The organism is Terriglobales bacterium (assembly GCA_035651655.1).
Classification (GTDB): Bacteria; Acidobacteriota; Terriglobia; order Terriglobales; family Acidobacteriaceae; genus DASRFG01.
This window is the reverse complement of the sequence record DASRFG010000001.1, coordinates 1-21441: the sequence shown is the minus strand read 5'-3', so window position 1 is coordinate 21441 and position 21441 is coordinate 1. Positions and strand designations below refer to the sequence as shown.

Here is a 21441-nt window from a genome sequence, read left to right as displayed (position 1 = left end):
TATGGAAAACATCGGACACGTAATACAAATTTCTGGCCCGGCGGTGGACGCGCAATTCAGCGAGACCGCCCTGCCCCTCATTTTTCAGGCCATTCGCGTGGTCAGCGATGGATACAAGGTTCCCACCCCAATTGACGTCATCCTGGAAGTGCAACAGCACCTCGGCGAAGGTCGCGTGCGTTGTGTCGCCATGCAGCCCACGGACGGCATGGTCCGCGGCATGAAAGCCATTGACCTCGGCGGCCCCATCTCGGTGCCCGTCGGCCCTGGCACGCTCGGCAGAGTGATGAACGTAATCGGGGAACCTGTGGACCAGCTGGGGCCGATTGATGCCACCGAGCGCCTGCCGATCCACCGCCCGGCGCCCCCCTTCGCGGAACAGTCCACAACCGCGGAGATGTTCGAAACCGGTGTGAAGGTCATTGACCTCATTCAGCCATTTCTGAAGGGCGGAAAGATTGGCCTGTTTGGTGGCGCGGGTGTGGGCAAGACGGTTGTCATCATGGAGCTGATCAACAACGTCGCCAAGCAACATGGCGGCTACTCGGTTTTCGCCGGGGTCGGTGAGCGCACTCGCGAAGGCAATGACCTTTGGCTGGAAATGTCAGAGTCCGGCGTCATCAAGCCAGGTGATCCTAAAAATTCCAAGGCCGCCCTTATTTATGGCCAGATGACCGAGCCTCCCGGCGCCCGCCTGCGTGTGGCGCTGACCGCGTTGACTGTGGCGGAATGGTTCCGCGATGTCGGAGGCGCCGACACTCTGTTATTTATCGACAATATTTTCCGCTTTACCCAGGCTGGCTCAGAAGTTTCGGCGCTGCTCGGCCGCATGCCCAGCGCCGTCGGGTATCAACCCAACCTGGCTACCGAAATGGGCGAGTTGCAGGAGCGCATCACCTCGACCAAACGTGGTTCTGTCACCTCGGTGCAGGCAATCTACGTTCCCGCCGACGACCTCACCGATCCGGCGCCCGCCACGACCTTTGCCCACCTGGACGCCACCACCGTGCTCTCCCGGCCATTGACTGAAATCGGAATTTATCCGGCCGTCGATCCCCTGGCTTCGACCTCGCGGATTCTCGATCCCCGCGTCGTCGGCCAGGAGCACTACGACGTCGCCCAGGGCGTCAAGAAGATTCTGCAGACCTATAAAGATTTGCAGGACATCATCGCCATTCTGGGCATTGACGAGTTAAGTGAGGAGCAGAAGCTTACTGTGACGCGGGCCCGCAAGATCCAACGATTCCTCTCTCAGCCCTTCCATGTGGCCGAGCAGTTTACCGGCCTGCAGGGCCGTTACGTGAAAATTGCGGATACCGTCAGAAGCTTCAAAGAGATTCTTGAAGGCAAGCACGACGACATTCCCGAGCAGGCTTTCTACATGAAGGGCAGCATCGAGGAGGTTGTAGAAACGGCGAAGAAGCTGCGTGCCGGCGCCGCCGCATAGAGTATGGCCGATACTCTCGATCTCGACATCGTCACCCCTGAGCGCCTCGTGGTGCGCGAGAAGGTCGAACAGGTGCAGATACCAGGCAAGAACGGCTATCTCGGTATTCTCCCCGGCCACGCCCCCTTGGTCACCGAACTGGGGGTCGGCGAACTCAGCTACGTCGCCAACGGCCAGACCTACCGGCTGGCGGTCGCCTGGGGATTCGCTGAGGTGCTTCCCACCAAGACCACCGTGCTGGCAGAAAGCGCTGAGCGGGGCGAGGACATAGACGTGGCCCGCGCCCAGCAGGCCCGTGATCGTGCCCAAAAGCTCCTCAGCAGCAACGATCCCAACACCGATTATCCGCGTGCCCTGGATGCGCTGGCGCGTGCCCAGTCGCGCCTTGATGTTGCCGCTAAAGCCAGCCAGCGGGCCGCTGCCTAGTAGCGCCGGCGTCTCGGCGACAAGGCAGGGCCCCTCGCGTACCGCTCGCACCTGCTAAACTTTTCCGTTCTGCGAGGTCTTGATGGAGATCAAAACAGTCGGCGTGGTCGGCGCTGGCACCATGGGCAATGGCATCGCGCATGTCTTTGCCCGCGGCGGCTACCAGGTGATCCTCTCGGACGTGGAACAACGATTTCTGGACCGCGCGCTCGACACCATCGGCAAGAATCTTGAACGCGAAGTAGCCAAAAACAAAATCACCGCCGGAGACCGCACTTCCGCGCTGGGGCGCCTCCGTCCGGTGCTTGACCGCCGTGAACTCGCCACCTGCGATTTCGTGATCGAAGCCGCCACCGAAAAATTCGACATTAAGGCGCAGCTTTTCCGCGACCTGGACGCGCTGTGCCGCCCCGATGTCATTCTCGCCTCCAACACTTCGTCAATTTCGATTACCAAGCTCGGCGCGCTCACCCGCCGCCCGCAGCAGGTGATTGGCATGCACTTCTTCAATCCCGTGCCGGTGATGAAACTGGTAGAGGTCATTCGCGGCCTGGCTACTTCGGACGAGACCTACGAAACGGTTCGCGACCTCGCCGAGAAGCTCGACAAAGTACCAGTGCAGGTAAATGATGCCCCGGGCTTCGTCTCCAATCGCGTGCTCATGCCGCTGCTGAACGAGGCGATGTACGCGGTGATGGAGGGCGTGGCCACGCCGCAGGCGGTAGACGAAGTGTTCAAGCTGGGCATGGCGCATCCCATGGGGCCGCTCACCCTTGCCGACTTCATCGGCCTCGATGTTTGCCTCGACATCATGCGCGTGCTGCAGGATGGCCTTGGCGATCCCAAATACCGCCCCTGCCCGCTGCTCATCAAGATGGTGGATGCCGGCTGGCTGGGACGCAAAACCGGCCGGGGCTTCTATACTTATTAGCTTGTCGGAACCTATTCAGCCTGCCACAAGTGCCGTGTCACCGCCCGAACGTCACGCCATCTTCTATTTCGCGCTAGCCATCTTTTTCGGCGCGCTGGCGGGCTTTGCGGAAGTTAAAGTCGGCGACCTGCTCCTCACCGCGTTCCTCGTCCTTGCTCCCACCATGTTCCTCGGGACGGTCCGTCCCCGGAAACCGTGGCGCTGGACGCTGCTGGTGGCTACCTGTGTGCCGTTTGCCCGGATCTTGGCGGCATTCGTGCTCCATCAATACACCGAGCACCCGCAGATATATGAATCGTTCCTGGTATTTCTTCCCGGAGTGGTGGGCGCTTATGCTGGCCACTTCATGCGGCGTTTTGTGGAGAATGTAATGCCCAAAAAAAGTAACGGAAATTAGGGTGGGCCGCCCGGCGCTCACGCGCCGGGCTATCAGGATGGTTCGCCGCTCAATTACCAATTTCTCATTACCCGTTTCCAAATTCGGTCGCCGCTTTCCACACTCTTGGCTCAAGATAACCAACTAATTACTCCCCCTGCATCACACATCCCGCTATGCTCCGCTTATGGCGGTTTCTTGTACGGTGCTGGCCAGTGGCAGCAAAGGCAACAGCACCATCGTGGCCAGTTCGCGCACTCGCATTCTGGTCGACGCCGGCCTTTCCGGGCGTGAAACTTTTCGCCGCATCAAATCCTGCGGCGAGGACCCGCGTGCGCTCTCCGCCATAATTATTTCGCACGAGCATTGCGACCACATTTGTGGACTCTACACTCTGGCGAAGAAGCTGGGCGTGCCGGTTTACATGACCAGCGCCACCCACCATGCCTGTGCCCGGATTATTCGCGCCCAGCGCAAAGAGCCGTGGAAGTGCGAACAACTCGAGACTTTTGACGCCGGCTCGACCTTCGAAATCGGCGACATCTCGGTTACACCGTTCACCATTCCGCACGATGCCGCCGATCCCGTCGCCTTCACGTTTCGGGCTGAAGGGGTAAAGCTGGCTATTGTCACTGACCTGGGTTATATGCCGGCCAGCGTGCGCCACCATATTCGCGGCTGCGATTTGCTGATGCTTGAATCGAATCACGATCTCGAGATGCTGCGCGGCGGCCCCTATCCCTGGTCGGTCAAGCAGCGGGTGATGAGCCGCGTCGGCCACCTCTCCAACGAAGCTCTCGCGGAATTCTTCTCCAGCGATTATGATGGTGGTGCAGCCGTCGTGGTGCTGGCGCACCTTTCGGAACAGAACAATCATCCGGAGCTTGCGCGAGTGGCCGCCGAGCACGCGCTGGGAAGTCGGCGCACCTTGCTTCAAAATCGCCTGATGCTGGCCACCCAGTCCGCGCCCCTCGAGCCCATCCGCTTTTAGCTGATTGCAGCGGATGCACGCCAAGCTGCCTAAGTATGAGTAAGCAATGCGTTGACCCGATCGTGGGCAACATCCTGGCGGGCTGGCGCTACGATATTTCTGGCATCGCGCCAGAGATGCGCGGCGATTACGAGCAGCACTTCGTTGAGTGCGAGCGCTGCCGCGCCAAGCGCCATCTGCACCGTGGAATTGACATTGCTTTGATGGCGTTGGCTAGTGCCTCCGGCTTTGTCTTCTTGCTGGCGTTTGGCGTCATTCATCACTTCGGCCCCAATCACGCCTTCATTCTCGAATTGGCCGCGCTTTCTGGATTTGCGCTGTCAGCGCTGATTTGGCTCGCGGTCGCCGTCGCTACCCCGGCTCCCTTGGTGATGGTGGACGCCGCCAAGATCGGCGCCCGCCGCGTCCATGACCGCCTGCCTGAGGAAATTCGCGACCGCATTCCCGAACAAATCAAGCTGCGGATTTCCGGACAGTAGATAATGGGCGACTAAATATGGACGCAACCTTACGCTTGGTGAACGTGGTGTACTGGGCGATGCTGGTGTCTGCTCTTTTTGAGATTGGGGTTGCGGAGCAATTCGGCGCGAAATCTACCCCCAAAGATGTCAGGATCGTGCAACTTGCGCTTATTGTGGTCTCCGCCAGTATGCTGGCTTCAATGTGGATCGTTCGCGGACGTATGATGCGTGGGATTGCGGACACTCTCCGCGGCAACCCGGGCGATCGGGCCTCGATTCAGCGCTGGTGGGCTGCCAATATCGTGACCTTTGCGCTGTGCGAAGCCGTCGTTCTCTATGGGTTGGTGCTGCGCTTCCTGGGTGGGAGCTTTTATCAGTCGCTCCCTTTTTATGCTACCGGGGTAGTGTTGCTGCTAATATTTCGCCCGGCCCTCCCCGAGTAAACCCTTTCAATTACCCATTATCCAATTACCCAATTACCAATTGTTTCATTCAGTTTTCATCGCCCCTACTAAGTCGGTCACTCTCGCCACGTGGCGCTCCTCGCACCATTTCTCCAAATTAGCCACAATATTCTCAGTCGCGCACGGGTCCCAGTAACTGGCGGTGCCCACCTGTACCGCCACCGCGCCTGCGAGCATGAATTCGACCACGTCTTCGGCAGTGCTCACGCCACCAATTCCGATCACCGGAATGTTGACCGCGTGCGCCGCCTCCCACACCATCCGCACCGCAATGGGCTTGATCGCCGGCCCGGAGAGCCCCGCAGTTAAGTTGGCGATGCGCGGTTTGCGGGTCTCCACATCGATTGCCATGGCGAGAAAAGTATTGACCAGCGAGAGCACATCCGCGCCAGCTTCTTCCGCTACTCGCGCCATCTGCGCAATGTTGGTCACGTTGGGTGAGAGTTTCACGATCAGCGGCCGACGCGAGATTTTCTTGGCCATGGCCACGACTTCGTCCAGCAGGTGCGGGTCGGCGCCGAAGCTGATGCCGCCCTGTTTCGTATTCGGACAGGAAACGTTTAATTCGTAGGCCGCAATGCCTTCGCCCTCGTTCAAGATCCGAATCGCAGTCTCGTAATCCTCGCGCGAATAGCCAAAAACGTTGGCGATCACAACAATGTTCGCAATTCGACGCAGCCTGGGCAGCTTCTCTTGCACGAACGCCTGTGCGCCAATGTTCTGTAGCCCGATCGCGTTCAACATTCCGGCAGCCGTTTCGTACAGCCGCGGGGGCGGATTGCCGGCCATTGGTTCCTTCGACAATCCCTTCACCACAAATCCGCCGAGCTTCTTTAAATCAACAATGTCTTCGAATTCCACCCCGTATCCGAAAGTTCCGCTGGCGGCAATGACCGGGTTCTTGAGCCTCAGGCCGGCAAACTCGATGCCCAGATCGGGCTTTCCCGGTTCGCGGATTTCAACTGCTGTCATCGGCCGCGTTCCTTGGCGGCGGGATGGGTCTTCACCGGCACTGCCGCATTGCTGGTCGCCACCGCTTCCGTTAGTACTCGCCCAACTGCACTGCTAGGCGCGTTGATTCCCAGCAGGGAAGCCAATGTCGCCGCCAGGTCCACTGTTTCTGCATGAGTACGATAGTAGCCCGGCTTGAACACTGAACCGTAGAATGCCAGCGGGACGTGAGTGTCATAGGTATAGGGCATGCCGTGACCTGTGCCGCGCTTTCCACCGGTGGCGAATGGCGGCGGCACTCCAATCACCCACCAACCACCTACGGGCGAATAGCTGTGAAGATATTTCTTGCCCCATTCGGTGGCTGGGACCTCTCCCCGCTTGAGTTGTACCTTGGTGAAGTAGCCGCGTGTACCGGGTTGCGTTTCGCTCAACCCCATCAGGGCCTCGCCCGCCGCTTCTTCTGCTTGCGCTTCCGTCAGGTGCAGGCCGCTGAATGCCTCCGCAGAGAGAAAAACAATCGAACCGCCCAGCGCATTAACGTAGTCGCCTGGCTGCCCTAGTTTGGTTGCTAACGCGGAGTTCAGCGACGATTTCAGTTCTTGTTCGCTAGGAATCCGGGTCGCGGGGATGCGTATCTTCTGAGCCGCCTCTGGCACCGGGGCTACGCCGTGGTCGGCGCTTAGCGCCAACCATAGGTTTTGTGTTCCGACCTGTTGGCCCAGGACGCGGAAGAAATCGCCAAGTTGACGGTCTAGATCGAGCGCCATGGCGTGCATCTCCGGCGCGTCTGGACCGACGGCGTGCCCCAGAAGATCGTTGGGCGACAGGCTCACCACCAATAGGTCAGTAGTCGGCCCGCTGCCCAGGTGTTCATTGCTGACCAGCTCGCGGGCAAACTCCAACTCATACTCATTGCCAAAGCTGGTCGATCCGACGGTTGTATAAAAATCTGCTCCTGGCTTTTGGGTCGTCGTGGCTAAGGTCTTGCCGTCCGCATCCTTCCATTCGCGGTTCCAGTACTTTTCAGGACGGCTGCGGTTAAACTCTGCCACCCAGGCGGGCAGCTCCTTGCGATAGTAAGTGGAAGTGACCCACGCCCCGGTGCTCTTATCAATCCAGTAAGCGCCATCGCCGGACCAGCCTGCGGGCAGCACGGCCGCGCGGTCTTTGAGTGCGATTCCGAAGACTCGCGATCGCCCTTGGGTCGCCAGCTTTAGCTCGTCGCCCAGAGTGCTGGCCATCAGATTGTGAGGTGAGGAACCGGCTCCGCTGCCCGCTCCCACAACTGTTGTAGCCCTGTCTTCGACGGAAGTTACCATGCGTTTCTGCTGCGTGTCCCACCATTCGTTCACCAGGATTCCGTGTCCGTTGCTGTATGCACCGGTGAGTAAGGTGGCATGACCGGGCGCTGTCTCCGTGTTGGCGTAATCGTAGTAGCAGTCGGTAAAGAACGCGCCCTTGTCGATGAAGAGCCGAAAGCCGTTGGCGCCAAACTCATCGTGGTAGCGCTCCAGATAATCGCCACGAAACTGGTCAATGACCACGATCACCACCAACTTTGGTCGATGGTTATAAGCCGAAGCCAAGGAGAATACGCTGAGGACAAGCCACGAGAGCAGAACAGCGGATGACTGGCGCAGTTTGGTTTTCATGTCGAACTAGTGTACAGAAAGCGCGCCGCGTAACGCCAAGGATTGCCGGGCATTTGATTCCCCGAGAATTGCCCCGGATGACACCATCGCTCGGTTCCGTTACATTAGCTTTCTCATGCTCGACCTGAATTTTGTGCGCGAAAACCTGCCGCTGCTGGAGGAGAAGCTGTCGCAGCGCGGTATGGATCCGGCCGCGACGCTGAAGAATGTTCGTGAGATTGACGCGCGCCGTCGGCAGGCGATCACCGAACTTGAAACCCTGCAGGCCCGCCGCAACCGCGCTTCAGAAGAAATCGCGCGGCTGAAGAAAGATAAACAGGACGCGACCGCCCTGATCGCCGAGACCAAAGACCTGCGTGAGAAGATTCAGCGCCTCGAAGAACAGGCACAAAAAGAGGAGGCCGAGTTACGCCAGCTCCTCGCCGGCATTCCCAACATTCCTCATAAGAGCGTGCCGGTCGGAAAGACCGCCGAAGACAACGTCGAAATTCGCCGCTGGGGGCAGCCGCCGAGATTCGACTTCACTCCCAAGCCCCACTGGGAACTGGGCGAGCAGCTTGGCATCCTCGATCTCGAACGTGCAGCCAAAATCACCGGCGCCCGCTTCGCGGTTTACTGGGACTTAGGCGCGAAGCTGGAGCGCTCGCTCGCCAATTTCATGCTTGACCTGCACACACGGGAACACGGCTATACGGAAGTTCTGCCACCCTACATGGTGAATTCTGAATCTATGTACGGCACCGGCCAGCTTCCCAAGTTTGCCGCCGACCTTTTCCGTGTGCCCCACGGCGACAAAGATTTGTGGCTGGTCCCTACCGCCGAAGTACCGGTAACCAATCTATACAGAGACGAAGTGCTGGACGCTGCCCGTCTGCCCATCTCCCTTACTGCCTACACGCCCTGTTTTCGCAGCGAGGCCGGGTCGTACGGCAAAGATGTGCGTGGAATTATCCGCCAGCATCAGTTCCAGAAAGTCGAACTGGTGAAGTTCAGCCGCCCGGAAACCTCATACGAGGAACTGGAAAAACTCACGCAGAATGCCGAAATGGTCCTGCAGAAGCTGGGGCTGCATTACCGCGTGGTGGCACTCTCCACCGGCGATCTCGGATTTAGCTCCGCGAAAACTTACGACCTGGAAGTTTGGCTACCGGGACAACAGTTGTTCCGAGAGATTTCGTCCTGCTCGAATTTTGAGGCTTTCCAGGCGTGCCGCGCCAATATCCGCTTCCGGCCGGAAGGCAAAGGCAAAACCGAATTTGTTCACACCTTGAACGGCAGCGGTTTAGCCGTGGGTCGCACCTGGCTGGCAATATTGGAGAATTATCAGCAGGCGGATGGCAGCGTGATCATTCCTGAAGTTCTGCGTCCGTATCTCGGGACAGATCGGATCACGGCAAGAAAGTTCTAGTTCTCAGTAGCCAGCACTCAGTAGTCGGTGAGTACTGCCTTCAGGTTTCAAAGGCCAGCGTCAGCAACGTCTTCTGCTCCATCTCGTGTGCTTTGGCCGATCCTGTTGCCGGACTGGAACTCGCCGAGCGCTTCACGGTCAAGACGTGCCGCTCGCCCGCCAGTCGCCGCAAGCGTGGAACCACATACCAGAGCGCTCCCATGTTGGCTGGCTCTTCCTGCACCCACAAAATGTCCTGAGCGCCCTGATGCCGCTCCAGTTCCCGCGTCAGCTCCGCTTCGGGAAACGGATACAGCTGATCCAGGAATACGATCGCGGTCGCCTGGTCTTTTCTTCGCTTGCGCTCAGCTTGCAGTTCGTGTCCGATCTTCCCGGTGCACAGAATCAGCCGTCGCGCATTCTTGATTTCCTCATCCGGTACCACGGGCAAAAATCGCGGGCGCGAAAAATCCTGCAATGGCGAAGAGGCATCGGGATGCCGCAGCATGCTTTTGGGCGTGAACACCACCAACGGTTTCCGCCAATGGCGCAGTGCTTGCCTACGCAACAGATGAAAGTACTGGGCTGCGGTCGAGGGTTGGACTACCTGCATGTTGTCACGTGCCGCCAGTTGCAAATAGCGCTCGATGCGAGCGCTCGAGTGCTCGGGTCCCTGACCTTCGTAGCCGTGCGGCAGCAGCATTACCAGACCGGAAAGTAATCCCCACTTGTCTTCTCCGGCGCTCACAAACTGATCAATCACCACCTGCGCGCCATTGGCAAAATCGCCAAACTGCGCCTCCCAGAGCACCAGCGTTTCCGGATAGTCTCGGCTGTAGCCGTATTCGAATCCCAGCACTCCCGCTTCCGAGAGCGTCGAGTTGTAGATCTCAAATCGCGCCTGCTTGGGGCTGATGTGGCTCAGCGGGATGTACTCCTGCTCATTCTCCACATCCACCAGTGCCGCATGCCGCTGGTTGAACGTGCCGCGCTTGGTGTCCTGCCCGCTGAAGCGCACCGGCACACCTTGCTTCACCAGCGAGCCGAAGGCCAGCGCCTCGGCCATGCCGTAATCCACCGGACGCTTGCCCGCGCCCATCTCCTGGCGCTGTTGCAGCAGCCGCTTGATCTTGGGGTGAACATGAAAATCCGCAGGATAGGTGGTCAGCGTCTCGGTAATGGCGGCAATTTCTTCCGCCGAGACTGCAGTGTCTACCTCGTACTCCGGCTTGTATCGGCCGCCCTTGTAGTTGCTCCAATAGCTCGGCAGTTGGCGGTAGGTCGGCTTAACCTTGAGGGCCGCCGCTTTTTTCTGCGCCTCTCCATATTCGGCGGTGACTCGGTCCACTTCGGGTTTGGGATCGAGGCCCAGATCTTCTGCGTAGATTTGCCACAGTGGCGGATGCTCCTCAATCGCCTTGTACAAGCGCGGCTGGGTGATGGTGGGATCGTCCACTTCGCTGTGCCCGTGCCGGCGATAGCCGATGACGTCCACCACAACGTCGCTGAAAAATCTGTAGCGGTACTCCAGGGCCATGCGTGCCGCTCGTACCACCGCGTCGGGATCCTCGCCATTCACGTGGAAGATGGGAATGTCCTGCCGCCGCGCCAGATCAGCCGCGAAGCGCGCCGAGTGCAACTCTGAAGGCACCGTGGTGAACCCGATCAGGTTGTTAACAATAACGTGCACCGTGCCTCCCACACTGAAACCGTTCAGGTCAGCAAAGTTCATGGTTTCAGCAGTGATGCCTTGTCCGGCGAACGCCGCATCGCCATGCAGAATGATCGGCAGAAAACGCCCAAGACCCGCTTTTCCGGCGCGCGTCTGCTTGGCCCGCACCCGTCCCACAACCACCGGGTCCACCGCCTCGAGATGGCTGGGATTTGAAACTAGATGGATATGAATCGAGCGGCCGCTCGGAGTCTTGTACTCGCCAGTAGCGCCGATGTGATACTTCACGTCACCGCCGCCTAGCACGCTGCGCGGGTCTACGTCCTCAAAACCCGCAAAAAGTTCTTCCGCCGGTCGATTCGCGATGTGCAGTATTACGTTCAGGCGGCCGCGATGGCTCATGCCGATCACCGCCTCTTCGGCATCGTGCGCCGCAGCGCCTTCCAGCAATTCGTCCAGTAGCGGGATTGCTGCCGTAATACCTTCCAGAGAAAACCGTTTGGTCCCCAAATAGCGCGACTGCAACATGTGTTCAAACAGGTCGGCACGGATCAGCCGCTCAAGAATCCATCTTTGGTCGGGAGCAGCCGGTGTGCTCTCCATCTGCTCCTGGATCCAGCGGCGCCGGTCGGGGTCGGTGATATGCATGAACTCAGCGCCAATGGTCCCGCAATAAACTCGGCGCGCCTCTTGGGCCGCCGCTCCGCTCAACTGCAGCTCGGGGCGGGACTGCGGGCGCAGAAAACCCAGCGGATCGAGGTCGGCCTGCAGGTATCCCCAGCGGCGGAACTGGTCGAAGACCTGCTCCTCGTCACCGGACGTACCCATACCGGCCCGCGACGGCTCGATCTCTAAATCAATCTTGGCTTGTGCCATAAACCTTTAGTCTACAAGATGAGGAAAATGGACCGCAGGACTCAGGCCCGGGAGGGCTGATGGAAGAACTGCTTCTATGACCCACGTAGGCACAGCCGGGGCAGACTTGCCGCTATCACGTCCTACAGCATCTTCTGATACCTGTAGAACTCCTCGTCCCGTATCCACCCTTGGCGTTCATATAACTTTTGCCCGGGAATGTTGTCTACCGCAGTTTCCAGCCACAACCCCCAGGCTTTGGTCTCGGCGGCGAACTGCTGTGCGCGATCCATCAACGCCTTGCCGACGCCGAGCCGCCTGGCCTGCGGTGCGACATACAGGTCGTACAGGATCCAGAGCGGCTTCAACGCCACCGAGTTAAAGCACGGATAGAGCTGCGTGAACCCAACCGCCTTTTCGCGTTCTCCCTCGCCGCTCAGAGCCAGGAAAATAACCGACTCGGACCGGATCAGCCGCTCCGACAAAAACGCCTTGGCCGCAGCCAGGTTCGACCTCTGCTTGTAAAACTGACGGTAGGCATCGAACAACGGCGCGATGCGCTCGGCATCTTCGGCCCCTGCCCGCACCACCTTAATGGCTGTCTGCATTTGTCTCTCACCAACAGTCATGTAGCGCGGGCACTCCTGCTCGCGAGTGGCGGACAAGAGTGTCGCCCTACATAATCTCGTTGGTCATCCCATGGTTTGGGTTTTTTCGGGAGCGATCTTGTACAACACTCGTACTTCGCCCGGCTGCGCGTAGGGATATTTATCCACTCCAAGATATTTCTTGGCTAACTTGTCAATGTGCTTGTCCGCGTCCTTTTTGGTGATCTCGGAAACTTTGCCGCGAATTTGCAGGTACCGGTAGGGATTGTCGGGATCCACGATGGAGAGCGCTACGCGCGGGTCGCGCCTCAAATTTTTGTCCTTCTGCCGGCCCTCGGCGGAATTGAAGATTACGTGCTTGCCATCGTAATCAACCCACACTGGTGTGACCTGAGGGCTGCCATCCGGCATCACCGTCGCAAGGTTGGCAAAAGCTTTCTTCTTGAAGAGGTCGGCATATTTCTCGGGAATTGCTGGCATCACTTCCTCCTGGTAAACGTTGATTATAATCGTCAGCGAAGGCTTTTTGACCACAGAGGACACAGAGCAAGACAGAGGGATTTGGCAGTCACCTGCCTGGGCTTTGGATTTAGATCCAGGAGTTTTTCTCTGTGCCCCTCTGTGTCCTCCGTGGTTAAAATTCGGCTTTCTTCGTGAGTCTTCGTGGTGAGAAACAAATGAAATCGCAAACCAGCAGCGGCGTCGCATCGGTGGCTACTGCAGTGCTGGGTTTCTGCACCGGCCCTATCTGCTCAAGCGCGATCGTAGCCGGGTTCGCCAGCCTGCTCGGCATCGGGAGCGCTTCTTTGGTCGTGACCTTCGAACAATACCGCTGGTTGTTCATCGCATTTACCGTCGTGGCGGTGCTGCTCGGTTTCTACTTGAACTACATCCGCGTGCGCAGCCACTGGTCTCTCCAATTGCTATTCTGGGTTTCGTCCGTCGTTACTATTCTCACCGTCGCCCACTGGGGCTGGTGGAACATTTTTTGATCGCCCATTTTCGTTTGACCTTTTCTCCGGCTACAATGTTCTTCCTTAACCCACAATGACCTTCTCTTTTCGGGGAAATTCGTTTCTCATTCTGGCCGTAATCGTCGCACTCGCGGCTGTTCCGGTTGCCGCTCAGCAAAGCGCGCCTCAGCGCCCCATCATCGTATTCATGACGGATTTTGGCACTCAGGATGACGCCGTTCCCATCTGTAAAGGTGTCATGCTTGGCATAGCCCCCGAGGTCCGGATCATCGACCTTACTCACCAGGTCACGCCGTTTTCCATCGCCGACGGAGCGCGTTTTTTGTTTGGCACTACGCCCTATTATCCCGCGGGGACGGTTTTCGTTGTGGTCATCGATCCCGGCGTTGGCACCAGCCGCAAAGCTATCGTTGCGAAGTCGAGGCGCGGTCAATACTTTGTGCTACCCGATAATGGGCTGATGACCATGGTCGAGGACCGCGATGGCATCGAAGGCGCGCGCGAGATCACCAACAAAGCATGGATGATCGGCAGCGCCCTTTCCTCCACTTTTCATGGCCGCGACATTTTCTCGCCGGTTGGCGCTCACCTCGCCCGAGGTGACGATTGGACGCAGGTAGGGCCGGAGCTGAAAGAATTGGTGCGTCTCCCGATTGCTGCCGCAAAAGTTGAGCAGCGCGGAATCAGCGGAGAAGTCATCGCGCTCGATGGGCCGTTCGGCAACCTGATCACCAACATCAGCGGGGAAGAATTTCGTAAGCTGGGTTATGAATTCGGAGATACCGCGCGGATTAAGCTTGGATCAACCGAGATGACCTTACCGTTCGCGCGCACTTTTGGCGACGTGCCCGTGGGCAAGCCACTGCTTTTCATAGATTCCCGCGGGCGCTTGAGTCTGGCGGTAAACCAGAGAAATTTCGCCCAGACTTACAAAATCAGCCCACCCGTGCCATTGTTCATTTCGCGCAAGTAAGCCAAATTTGATCACTCAGTGTCCCTCGCAATTTGGGGGATGACCGCCCTCAGCAGCGCAATGAACTGTCCCTTCACCCGCTCACCAGTTTCCAGCACTTCGCGATGGTCCAGTGGCTTGTCCAAAATTCCCGCCGCCATATTGGTCACGCAGGAGATTGCCAGCACCCGCACCCCCATCTGCCGCGCTGCGATCGTTTCCGCCACCGTTGACATGCCCACCAAATCCGCGCCAATTGCGCGCAGGTAGCGGATCTCCGCCGGAGTCTCGTAGCTCGGGCCGAGCAGCGCGGCGTAAACCCCCTGGTGTGTCTCGAGGTCCAGACGCTTGGCTTCAGCGAGCGCGATCTCCAGGTAGGCTTTGTGGTAGGCCCGCGTCATGTCTGGAAAGCGTGGCCCAAACCGCTCATCATTTTCTCCGACCAGCGGATTGTGTCCCTGCAAGTTGATGTGATCGTTGATTACCACCAGCGCACCTTGCTTGTATTCCAGGTTAATGCCGCCAGCGGCGTTGGTCAGGATTGCGGACTTTACGCCCATGCGTGCCAGCACCCGCATGGGAAATGCCACGTTGTGGGCCGAATAACCTTCATAGAGATGGACGCGCCCCTGCATCGCCGCGACCGGCACTTCTCCCGATTTGCCAATCACCAGCTGTCCGGCGTGCCCAGCCGCAGTGGAACGGGGAAAGAAGGGAATTGCCTGATAGGGAACACGCGTCGGCTCGCGCACTTCGTCGCCGAACGCGCCTAGCCCGGAGCCGAGCACGACGGCTACCTTGGGTCGAAGCTGGGTCTTACTCAGAACAAATTGCGCAGCCTGTTCTACGCGGCTGAACTCGTCGGTTGCCTGGTGCGTTCTGGCCTCACTGCTCACAACAGCATTCCCGCGATCGAAGCCGACATCAAGTTGGCCATGGTGCCCGCCAACATGGCGCGTATACCCAATTTCGCCAACTCCCCCCGCTTATTGGGCGCCAATGCGCCGATGCCGCCGATCTGAATTCCTATCGAGCTGAAGTTGGCAAATCCGCATAGCGCAAAGGTTGCAATAGTAAAAGATCTCGGATCCAGGCCCGCCCGCTGCGGGGCTAAAAGAGAAAACGCCACAAGTTCGTTGATCACCATGCGCGTGCCCAGGAGATTGCCGATTACCGGGCAGTCCCTCCATGGCACGCCGATCACCCACGCAATCGGCGCGAACAGAGTGCCGAAGACCTGCTCCAGGCTGGTTGGGAACCACGGGAAACCGATGTGCGCCAGCCCATTGTGAATGCCGCCCAGAATGCCATTGCTGAGCGCGATAAGCGCGAGAAAGGAAATCAGCATCGCGCCCACATTCAGCGCCAGGTTCAGCCCATCCAGCGTGCCTTTGGCAATTGCGCCCAGGGCATTTTCGCTTTTTTCCACATCAACCAGCTTCACCTCGCCCGCGGTAAGCGGCGTTTCCGTTTCCGGCACCAGCATCTTCGAAATCAGAATGGTACCTGGCGCCGTCATGATCACCGCGCTCAACAGGTGCTTGGCTTCGATTCCGAACAGAATGTACGCACCCATGATCCCGCCGGAAACGTGCGCCATCCCGCTGGTCATGATGGTCATCAATTCCGACCGCGTCACGTTGGGCAAATACGGACGGATGGTTAAGGGCGCTTCGGTTTGCCCCATGAAGATGCTGGCCGCCACGTTCAGCGACTCCACCCCACTCGCGCCCATGAAGCGCGTCATCACTCGCGCCGCCTGACGAATGATGAACTGCATTACCCCGAAGTGATAGAGCACCGCAAAAAATGCGGCAATAAAGATGATGGTGGGCAGCACCTGAAAGGCAAAATAGAAACCCAGGTGCGATGTCTTTTTCCCCAGCTCACCAAAAACGAATTCCGACCCGGCGAATGAATAGCTCAGCAGCTTGTTTACCGCATCGCCGAGTTTTTGAAATATAGTGCGCCCGATCTCCACCCGAAGAACAAACAGCGCAAAAGCAAACTGCAATCCCAGTCCCCAGGCGACGGTCTTCGGATTGATCCTGCGCCGGTTTGTAGAGAATGCAAAGGCCAGCCCGAGCATGGTCAACAGCCCGAGAATGCCTGTAAATCGGCCCATTCAGTGGACCTTCTTTGTCAACGAAGAGTCTTTGGCGGAAGTGGCTGCAACTACTCGATGAATCAGCGGCCGGCTGACTGAAGACGGCGCATCGGCGATCAGGTAGCTTTGCTCGATCAATTTTCTAGCGGCTGCCAGCCGGTCTTCGGAATTGTAATGAATGGTTACCAACGGCTCTCCCGCCGTTACCTGGTCGCGAACCTTCTTGTGCAATACCAGGCCCACCGCCGGGTCGATTGTGTCTTCTTTCTTTTCCCGGCCACCACCCAGCAGCACGCTCGCCGTGCCCACTTGCTCGCATTGAATCGCGCTTACGAATCCGCTCTTCGGACTTCGAACATCCACATGGCCGCGGGCTCGCGGCAGTCGCGCCGGATCGTCAATTGTCGCCACATCTCCGCCTTGCAGACGTGCCATCTCGCGGAATCTCTCCCAGGCTTTGCCCGATGCGATCACCTGCGCAGCGATTTTGTTTCCTTCCGCCACACTCTCTGAGCGTCCGCCTAAATAAAACATCCACCCAGAGAGGTGGAGGCACAACTCCCGCAAATCCTCCGGCCCGTTTCCGCGCAGCACGTCAATGCATTCCACCACTTCAAGCGCATTACCGACGTAGTGGCCCAGTGGCTGGTCCATGTCGGTGATGAGCGCAACGACTTTCTTTCCCATGCGGTCGCCGGTCTCGACCATGAGCTGCGCCAGGAACACCGCGTCTTCTTCTTTCTTCATGAACGCGCCCGAGCCGGTCTTTACGTCGAGCACCAGTGCATCAATTCCTTCGGCCAGCTTCTTGCTCATGATGGAAGCGCAAATCAGGTAGGGACTCTCCACCGTTCCGGTCACGTCGCGCAGCGCGTAGAGCTTCTTGTCGGCGGGTGCGATCTCGGCAGTTTGCCCTATCATGGCGCAGCCGCACGCATCCAGAACCCGACGAAAATCGCTTAACGCCAGGTTCACGTTGAATCCGGGGATCGCCTCCAACTTGTCCAGTGTTCCGCCCGTGTGTCCAAGGCCACGGCCACTGATCATGGGCACAGCTAGCCCGGCCGCCGCGACCACAGGTGCAATCACCAGGGAAGTCTTGTCCCCCACGCCGCCCGTTGAGTGCTTATCAACTTTCTTGCTATGAATTGCCGAGAGGTCAAGCACCTCGCCGGAGTGCAGCATCACTTCGGTGAGCGCTGCCGACTCCGACGGCGTCATCCCCCGTAGCACCACCGCCATCAGCCACGCCGCCACCTGATAGTCAGGAATTTCCCCGCGCGTGTATCCGTTAATCAGATATTCAATTTCCCTGCGCGACAGCTCGCCACCATCGCGCTTCTTGCGGATGACATCCGCGACTCGAATGCTCGATTGCGAGCTCGCAGAAGAATCGCCCGAAGATTTGCTGGAAGCATTCTTCTTGGAAGAGGCACCGCCGGCGGCAATAGCTTTGCGTGCCAGAGGGGCGCTCATTACAGCCTAAATCCTTCCGGCAGCAATTCCGTGATATGCGACTGTTGAACGCCGTTGCGGCCGCGAAAAATGATGATTGCCTCCGGTCCGAATTCGTAGATCACCTGCCGGCACGCACCGCAGGGAGCAGCGGGAACATCTGCCGCGGTGGTCACGCCTACCGCGCGAATCTGCACGTTTTTGGGCCCGAGCTCAGCCACGGCAGAAAATATTGCGCAGCGCTCGGCGCATACCGTCATGCCGTAAGAGGCGTTCTCTACGTTGCACCCCGAGTAGATCTTGCCGTTCTCCAGCAGCACGGCTGCGCCGACATAAAACTTGGAGTACGGGGCGTGCGCATTCTTCATCACTTTACGTGCCGCACTCAGCAGCCTTTCCTGCTCCTCGCCGGAAATGTTCACCTGCGGCATCAGAATCTTCCCTCAGTACTGCCTCTCGAACTTATCGAACTCGCCTTCTTCCTTCCATTGCACGCGCGCCTTTTCGCTGCCAGCCAGAAAATTCCCGCACCCTGCTGAGGCTTTTTGTGACGGACTGTCTCCTGCGCACGCCGCGACCCGCCGAAACTCTTGACCATCACTCCACAAACTCGCGCCCGGCAGGAAGCTGTGTTCCAGGCTGGTGCGCGCCATTCGCTTGAGTTGGGAATAGCTCAGATCGTAAGTTTCGGCAGCGCGGATATACTCACGCGTCATGTCCGACCGCGATACGCCTTCATCATCCGTGGCCAGCGCCACCGGCACTCCATATTTCAAGTACATGGGCAGAGGGTGTTCCTGCCCGCGCACATTCAAAATAACATCGTTGCTGGTGAGGCAAATCTCCGCCATCACGTTGCGGGTTGCCATCTCGCGCAGCAGGCCAATGGGATTGCGTTCGTGCATCACAGCCACTCCATGTCCAATGCGTTCCGCGTGGCCGATTTCGACCGACTCACGGATGTGAAACCGCAGCCCGTCGTCAGGCACTAGCCCGGGCGCCAGTTCGCCGGCATGCAGGCTGATGTGCACTCGCGGATAAAATTTCCGCAGCCCATCAATCATGTGCATGTGCAGGTCGAAATCCCGCATGGGGACGTGCCAATCCTCCGGCATCACCAGGTTGAAACCTACTACCCGGGGATCTGCCTGCGCCATTTCAAAGCCGGTCAATATTTGCGCAAATACCTGCTGCGGCGTAAGCCCACGCAAGACCTGATACAGATACCTCACGGTCACTCCGCATCCTGGCTCGGCATTCGGCTTACCGCAATGCAAGTCCTCTCGCATGCGCGCTTCGAATTCATCCAGATTTCTTTTTCCCGCGGCGACGACCTCTTCGAGTCCGCTTCCCAGCAGGTCTTTGCGAATGTCATCCAGGTTCTTGGTCCAGTCAAAGTCGCCGCTCAGATGCAAATTGCTACCCAACCGTATGGCTCGGCCCTGGTCGGGCGCGAACATGGTCTCGAGATATGTCAGCCGGTCATCAGCCGCTTGCGCGGCAGCCTCGGCCAGCATGTCGCCAACGTGATCGCGGGTGGCGCGATCGAACTTGAAGAACGTATCGAAAAAATGGTCGTGACCGGACTCCCGCGCCGAACTCCAGTCGCGCATCGAGTAGGCATCCACCATCTGCCGATAAAGCACGGGGTCCTCCAGCGCCGCCTTGGCCTGCGCCTTGCCTTCCTCGTCGCACCCTCCCTCGGAGAGCTGAAATGTCTTGGTGTCCACGCACAAGCCATCCTCGGCCGCCCAACGAATAAAACTTTCCGCGTAGATCGCGCCGGTGAGGTGGTTGTGCAGGTCGCCGCCTTTAGGCATCTCGCGCATGAACGCCAACAGCAGCGAAGGTTGGCGCCGAACCGACTCCAGATACCGCCCCGTCCGCTGCTCCGGAGTGGCAGTCTGCGCCGCTGAGAACGTTACGGTTACTAGCAGAAAAGCGAATAAGTATTGGGACCAGATGATTTTTTTCAGCATGATCGGGAAGCGCGCCATTCTACCTATTCCGCTGCTCTCGCGCATCAGGCAAAAGTGAGGAAGCGACTATGCGGAAGAATGGGGCCGGGAACTGAGATCCAAACTCGATTCAAATGTCTGTCCAATGCCGATTTCGCCAGATTTTCACAGCAAGCCCTTCGTCCGCACTCGTGTGTTTATCGCTCCGCCAATTGTGGAACTCTGCTTGCGAAGCGCTTCCTCCGCATCGCCCCGCCACACCGGCGCAGAGATTGCACTACTTTTCGGCACCCCCATGTGAACGCGCTGCAACCAACTACAAACATTGAACTTAAAATCTCATGTTTGTAATTGACTTAAAAAATAAGAGGAGTAAAACCATAATCGTTCTTCGACAGTTTCTGAAGTTTTTCCGGTTGGTGCGGCGTCCGGGGCTCGAGCAAGATCACTGTTGCAGCTGCAAGGCAGTAACAGAGGGTCAGCAAGGGTCTATAGCAAAGCGCTGGTCGAGACGAACAGGAAACTTTGTTGAGGGCAGGATAGAATCCCGAGGCGTTGAAGCGGTTTTCCCGGTTGGCGGTGAGCCCGGAGCCCGAGCGGAACGATCGCGCGTTGCGACCGCAAGGAAGCAGCGAGTGCAGGTCGGCAAGGGTCTAAACGCGAGCTACTGGCCGAGGAGAATGGTTTCAACATCACCTCGGGATTCTTAGTTTTTGCCTCCTTCCGCGTCCCTCTTTGATTCCCCCTCAACGCAGTTTCAGTAGCCGTTCTGGTACTGTCCTAAGCTGAATTCCCATTTGTCATCTCTTGACTGACAATGGCATCACGATTGCTCTTGACTTGGTGTGTTCTAATAAGCTCACCTCTTGCGTTTAGCATACGCCTTCGATAAATCGCAGAACGCGGATTCTAAATGCAATCCATAACTGAAAAAGGTACTTGGCTAATCCCACCTACGAAAACTCTACCTGGCACGTACTTCCCACCGCTCAATCCAGCAGTATCACATCGTCCCGTTGATATTGCCTTTGACGCCTACATTCGGGGCAGAGAACAACGGGGGATAGCCAATCTTCTTCGAGCAGCTTACGTCGCAAGTCTTCGTCTTGAGCGCCCTTTTCTAGTTCGACACTACCAAGGCACGACCTTTGCTTGCAGTATTCACAGACGATTCCGTACGTTCTTGTTTGCGACATTTACGTTCGCCTTTCATCTTAAGCAGGCACTAGACGATCTAGCCCCCAAATCTCATCAGCAATACCAGCCGCCATCGCCGGAGTAATCCGTAGGGTTGAATGAACGCGGCAGAAATTATAGTGGGCGAAGTGCAAAGCGCAAGCGGCCTTGAGATTGGTTAGCTTTTTGGAAAAGCCATTGGTGAGTCGTGTGAATCGTCTCATCTGCATCCGCATGGTTAGGTTCTGTCTTTCCACATGGGACGTGCAGATGTGGGCCGGATCGGGGTCGCCGCTGCGTATTCTGGATATCGTCTCCATGATCGGGCTTGGGGAGTAGTGCTCATGCCCATGCTGGCCGTAATCGCCATACAGCTTGATGAGCTGTGCGAAGTCCACTTCGCCGCCGAATGTGTCCTCGACGTGACGTTGGTAGAACACGAAGCCATCCGTGGTTAGCTGGATACGATTGGCAAGGCGCTCTGCTAGGTCATTAAGGAAATACCAAGTGGTTTCCTCTGTGCGCTTGCCTACCGTGAACACAGGCACCAGCTTGGTTTCCGCGTCCATCGCCACAAATACCCACTGGTCGCCCA

The 21441-nt window shown here is 58.0% G+C and carries 21 protein-coding genes; 10 read left to right on the top strand and 11 right to left on the bottom strand.

All coding sequences use genetic code 11. From position 1 onward, the window contains the following. Position 1: 1 nt before the first annotated feature. From atpD to VFA76_00075, 7 genes are all read left to right on the top strand, one after another. Entirely contained in the window at positions 2-1447 is a 1446-nt protein-coding gene (atpD, locus tag VFA76_00105) for a F0F1 ATP synthase subunit beta (GenBank protein HZR30235.1), read from the top strand. 3 nt (positions 1448-1450) lie between these two features. Beyond that, on the top strand, positions 1451-1873 hold the full coding sequence (locus VFA76_00100; GenBank protein HZR30234.1) for a F0F1 ATP synthase subunit epsilon: 423 nt from the start codon (positions 1451-1453) through the stop codon (positions 1871-1873). Positions 1874-1955: 82 nt separating this feature from the next. Further along, the gene (locus VFA76_00095; GenBank protein HZR30233.1) at positions 1956-2804 is read left to right on the top strand and encodes a 3-hydroxybutyryl-CoA dehydrogenase; all 849 of its coding nucleotides are present in this window, start codon (positions 1956-1958) and stop codon (positions 2802-2804) included. 34 nt (positions 2805-2838) lie between these two features. Beyond that, positions 2839-3201, top strand: a complete 363-nt coding sequence (locus VFA76_00090; GenBank protein HZR30232.1) for a hypothetical protein — start codon at positions 2839-2841, stop codon at positions 3199-3201. Positions 3202-3367: 166 nt separating this feature from the next. Then, complete coding sequence (locus VFA76_00085) at positions 3368-4171, top strand: MBL fold metallo-hydrolase (protein HZR30231.1); 804 nt, start codon at positions 3368-3370, stop codon at positions 4169-4171. Positions 4172-4206: 35 nt separating this feature from the next. Then, entirely contained in the window at positions 4207-4650 is a 444-nt protein-coding gene (locus tag VFA76_00080; GenBank protein ID HZR30230.1) for a hypothetical protein, read from the top strand. A gap of 17 nt (positions 4651-4667) precedes the next feature. Then, on the top strand, positions 4668-5075 hold the full coding sequence (locus tag VFA76_00075) for a hypothetical protein (protein ID HZR30229.1): 408 nt from the start codon (positions 4668-4670) through the stop codon (positions 5073-5075). Between the two features lie 45 nt (positions 5076-5120). Here the strand turns inward: VFA76_00075 and VFA76_00070 are convergent, their stop codons facing one another. Together VFA76_00070 and VFA76_00065 are read right to left on the bottom strand one after the other, a co-directional pair. After that, positions 5121-6068 carry a dihydroorotate dehydrogenase gene (locus tag VFA76_00070; GenBank protein ID HZR30228.1) on the bottom strand — a complete coding sequence of 316 codons (948 nt, stop codon included), beginning with the start codon at positions 6066-6068 and terminating at the stop codon, positions 5121-5123. After that, the gene (locus tag VFA76_00065) at positions 6065-7702 is read right to left on the bottom strand and encodes an alkaline phosphatase family protein (GenBank protein ID HZR30227.1); all 1638 of its coding nucleotides are present in this window, start codon (positions 7700-7702) and stop codon (positions 6065-6067) included. Before VFA76_00065 ends, VFA76_00070 begins: the two co-directional genes overlap by 4 nt. Positions 7703-7817: 115 nt before the next feature. Between VFA76_00065 and serS the strand changes: the two genes are divergently transcribed. Next, positions 7818-9110, top strand: coding sequence for a serine--tRNA ligase (serS, locus tag VFA76_00060; GenBank protein HZR30226.1), 1293 nt, complete (start codon positions 7818-7820; stop codon positions 9108-9110). Positions 9111-9150: 40 nt separating this feature from the next. Here the strand turns inward: serS and VFA76_00055 are convergent, their stop codons facing one another. The 3 genes from VFA76_00055 to VFA76_00045 all read right to left on the bottom strand — a co-directional run bounded on the left by VFA76_00055 (position 9151) and on the right by VFA76_00045 (position 12704). After that, positions 9151-11637, bottom strand: coding sequence for a 2-oxoglutarate dehydrogenase E1 component (locus VFA76_00055; GenBank protein HZR30225.1), 2487 nt, complete (start codon positions 11635-11637; stop codon positions 9151-9153). A 122-nt stretch (positions 11638-11759) separates the two neighbouring features. Next, positions 11760-12224 (bottom strand): GNAT family N-acetyltransferase, encoded by a 465-nt coding sequence (locus VFA76_00050; protein ID HZR30224.1) that lies wholly within the window; start codon positions 12222-12224, stop codon positions 11760-11762. Between the two features lie 84 nt (positions 12225-12308). Further along, positions 12309-12704, bottom strand: a complete 396-nt coding sequence (locus VFA76_00045; protein HZR30223.1) for a PPOX class F420-dependent oxidoreductase — start codon at positions 12702-12704, stop codon at positions 12309-12311. A gap of 197 nt (positions 12705-12901) precedes the next feature. Here VFA76_00045 and VFA76_00040 point away from each other — a divergent pair, with 197 nt between their 5' ends. Continuing rightward, positions 12902-13216 carry a hypothetical protein gene (locus VFA76_00040; GenBank protein HZR30222.1) on the top strand — a complete coding sequence of 105 codons (315 nt, stop codon included), beginning with the start codon at positions 12902-12904 and terminating at the stop codon, positions 13214-13216. Positions 13217-13271: 55 nt separating this feature from the next. Next, a complete protein-coding gene (locus tag VFA76_00035) occupies positions 13272-14171 on the top strand; it encodes an S-adenosyl-l-methionine hydroxide adenosyltransferase family protein (GenBank protein ID HZR30221.1) in 900 nt (299 codons plus the stop codon). A gap of 11 nt (positions 14172-14182) precedes the next feature. Here the strand turns inward: VFA76_00035 and VFA76_00030 are convergent, their stop codons facing one another. From VFA76_00030 to VFA76_00005, 6 genes are all read right to left on the bottom strand, one after another. Further along, positions 14183-15046 carry a purine-nucleoside phosphorylase gene (locus VFA76_00030; protein HZR30220.1) on the bottom strand — a complete coding sequence of 288 codons (864 nt, stop codon included), beginning with the start codon at positions 15044-15046 and terminating at the stop codon, positions 14183-14185. Further along, a complete protein-coding gene (locus VFA76_00025) occupies positions 15043-16275 on the bottom strand; it encodes a nucleoside transporter C-terminal domain-containing protein (protein ID HZR30219.1) in 1233 nt (410 codons plus the stop codon). The genes VFA76_00030 and VFA76_00025 overlap by 4 nt, the downstream gene beginning before the upstream one ends. Beyond that, a complete protein-coding gene (locus VFA76_00020; GenBank protein HZR30218.1) occupies positions 16276-17733 on the bottom strand; it encodes a thymidine phosphorylase in 1458 nt (485 codons plus the stop codon). After that, a complete protein-coding gene (gene cdd, locus VFA76_00015) occupies positions 17733-18143 on the bottom strand; it encodes a cytidine deaminase (GenBank protein ID HZR30217.1) in 411 nt (136 codons plus the stop codon). Before cdd ends, VFA76_00020 begins: the two co-directional genes overlap by 1 nt. A gap of 12 nt (positions 18144-18155) precedes the next feature. After that, entirely contained in the window at positions 18156-19709 is a 1554-nt protein-coding gene (locus VFA76_00010; GenBank protein HZR30216.1) for an adenosine deaminase, read from the bottom strand. Between the two features lie 1175 nt (positions 19710-20884). Then, positions 20885-21441 (bottom strand): IS1 family transposase (locus tag VFA76_00005; protein ID HZR30215.1); only part of this gene is annotated, 557 nt, incomplete at its 5' end.

Bases quoted from the DNA above. Each gene is read 5' to 3' on its own strand.
- atpD (HZR30235.1), top strand. From the start codon at position 2: ATGGAAAACATCGGACACGTAATACAAATTTCTGGCCCGGCGGTGGAC.
- VFA76_00100 (HZR30234.1), top strand. From the start codon at position 1,451: ATGGCCGATACTCTCGATCTCGACATCGTCACCCCTGAGCGCCTCGTG.
- VFA76_00095 (HZR30233.1), top strand. From the start codon at position 1,956: ATGGAGATCAAAACAGTCGGCGTGGTCGGCGCTGGCACCATGGGCAAT.
- VFA76_00085 (HZR30231.1), top strand. From the start codon at position 3,368: ATGGCGGTTTCTTGTACGGTGCTGGCCAGTGGCAGCAAAGGCAACAGC.
- VFA76_00080 (HZR30230.1), top strand. From the start codon at position 4,207: ATGAGTAAGCAATGCGTTGACCCGATCGTGGGCAACATCCTGGCGGGC.
- VFA76_00075 (HZR30229.1), top strand. From the start codon at position 4,668: ATGGACGCAACCTTACGCTTGGTGAACGTGGTGTACTGGGCGATGCTG.
- VFA76_00070 (HZR30228.1), bottom strand. From the start codon at position 6,068: ATGACAGCAGTTGAAATCCGCGAACCGGGAAAGCCCGATCTGGGCATC.
- VFA76_00065 (HZR30227.1), bottom strand. From the start codon at position 7,702: ATGAAAACCAAACTGCGCCAGTCATCCGCTGTTCTGCTCTCGTGGCTT.
- serS (HZR30226.1), top strand. From the start codon at position 7,818: ATGCTCGACCTGAATTTTGTGCGCGAAAACCTGCCGCTGCTGGAGGAG.
- VFA76_00055 (HZR30225.1), bottom strand. From the start codon at position 11,637: ATGGCACAAGCCAAGATTGATTTAGAGATCGAGCCGTCGCGGGCCGGT.
- VFA76_00050 (HZR30224.1), bottom strand. From the start codon at position 12,224: ATGCAGACAGCCATTAAGGTGGTGCGGGCAGGGGCCGAAGATGCCGAG.
- VFA76_00045 (HZR30223.1), bottom strand. From the start codon at position 12,704: ATGCCAGCAATTCCCGAGAAATATGCCGACCTCTTCAAGAAGAAAGCT.
- VFA76_00040 (HZR30222.1), top strand. From the start codon at position 12,902: ATGAAATCGCAAACCAGCAGCGGCGTCGCATCGGTGGCTACTGCAGTG.
- VFA76_00035 (HZR30221.1), top strand. From the start codon at position 13,272: ATGACCTTCTCTTTTCGGGGAAATTCGTTTCTCATTCTGGCCGTAATC.
- VFA76_00025 (HZR30219.1), bottom strand. From the start codon at position 16,275: ATGGGCCGATTTACAGGCATTCTCGGGCTGTTGACCATGCTCGGGCTG.
- VFA76_00020 (HZR30218.1), bottom strand. From the start codon at position 17,733: ATGAGCGCCCCTCTGGCACGCAAAGCTATTGCCGCCGGCGGTGCCTCT.
- cdd (HZR30217.1), bottom strand. From the start codon at position 18,143: ATGCCGCAGGTGAACATTTCCGGCGAGGAGCAGGAAAGGCTGCTGAGT.
- VFA76_00010 (HZR30216.1), bottom strand. From the start codon at position 19,709: ATGGCGCGCTTCCCGATCATGCTGAAAAAAATCATCTGGTCCCAATAC.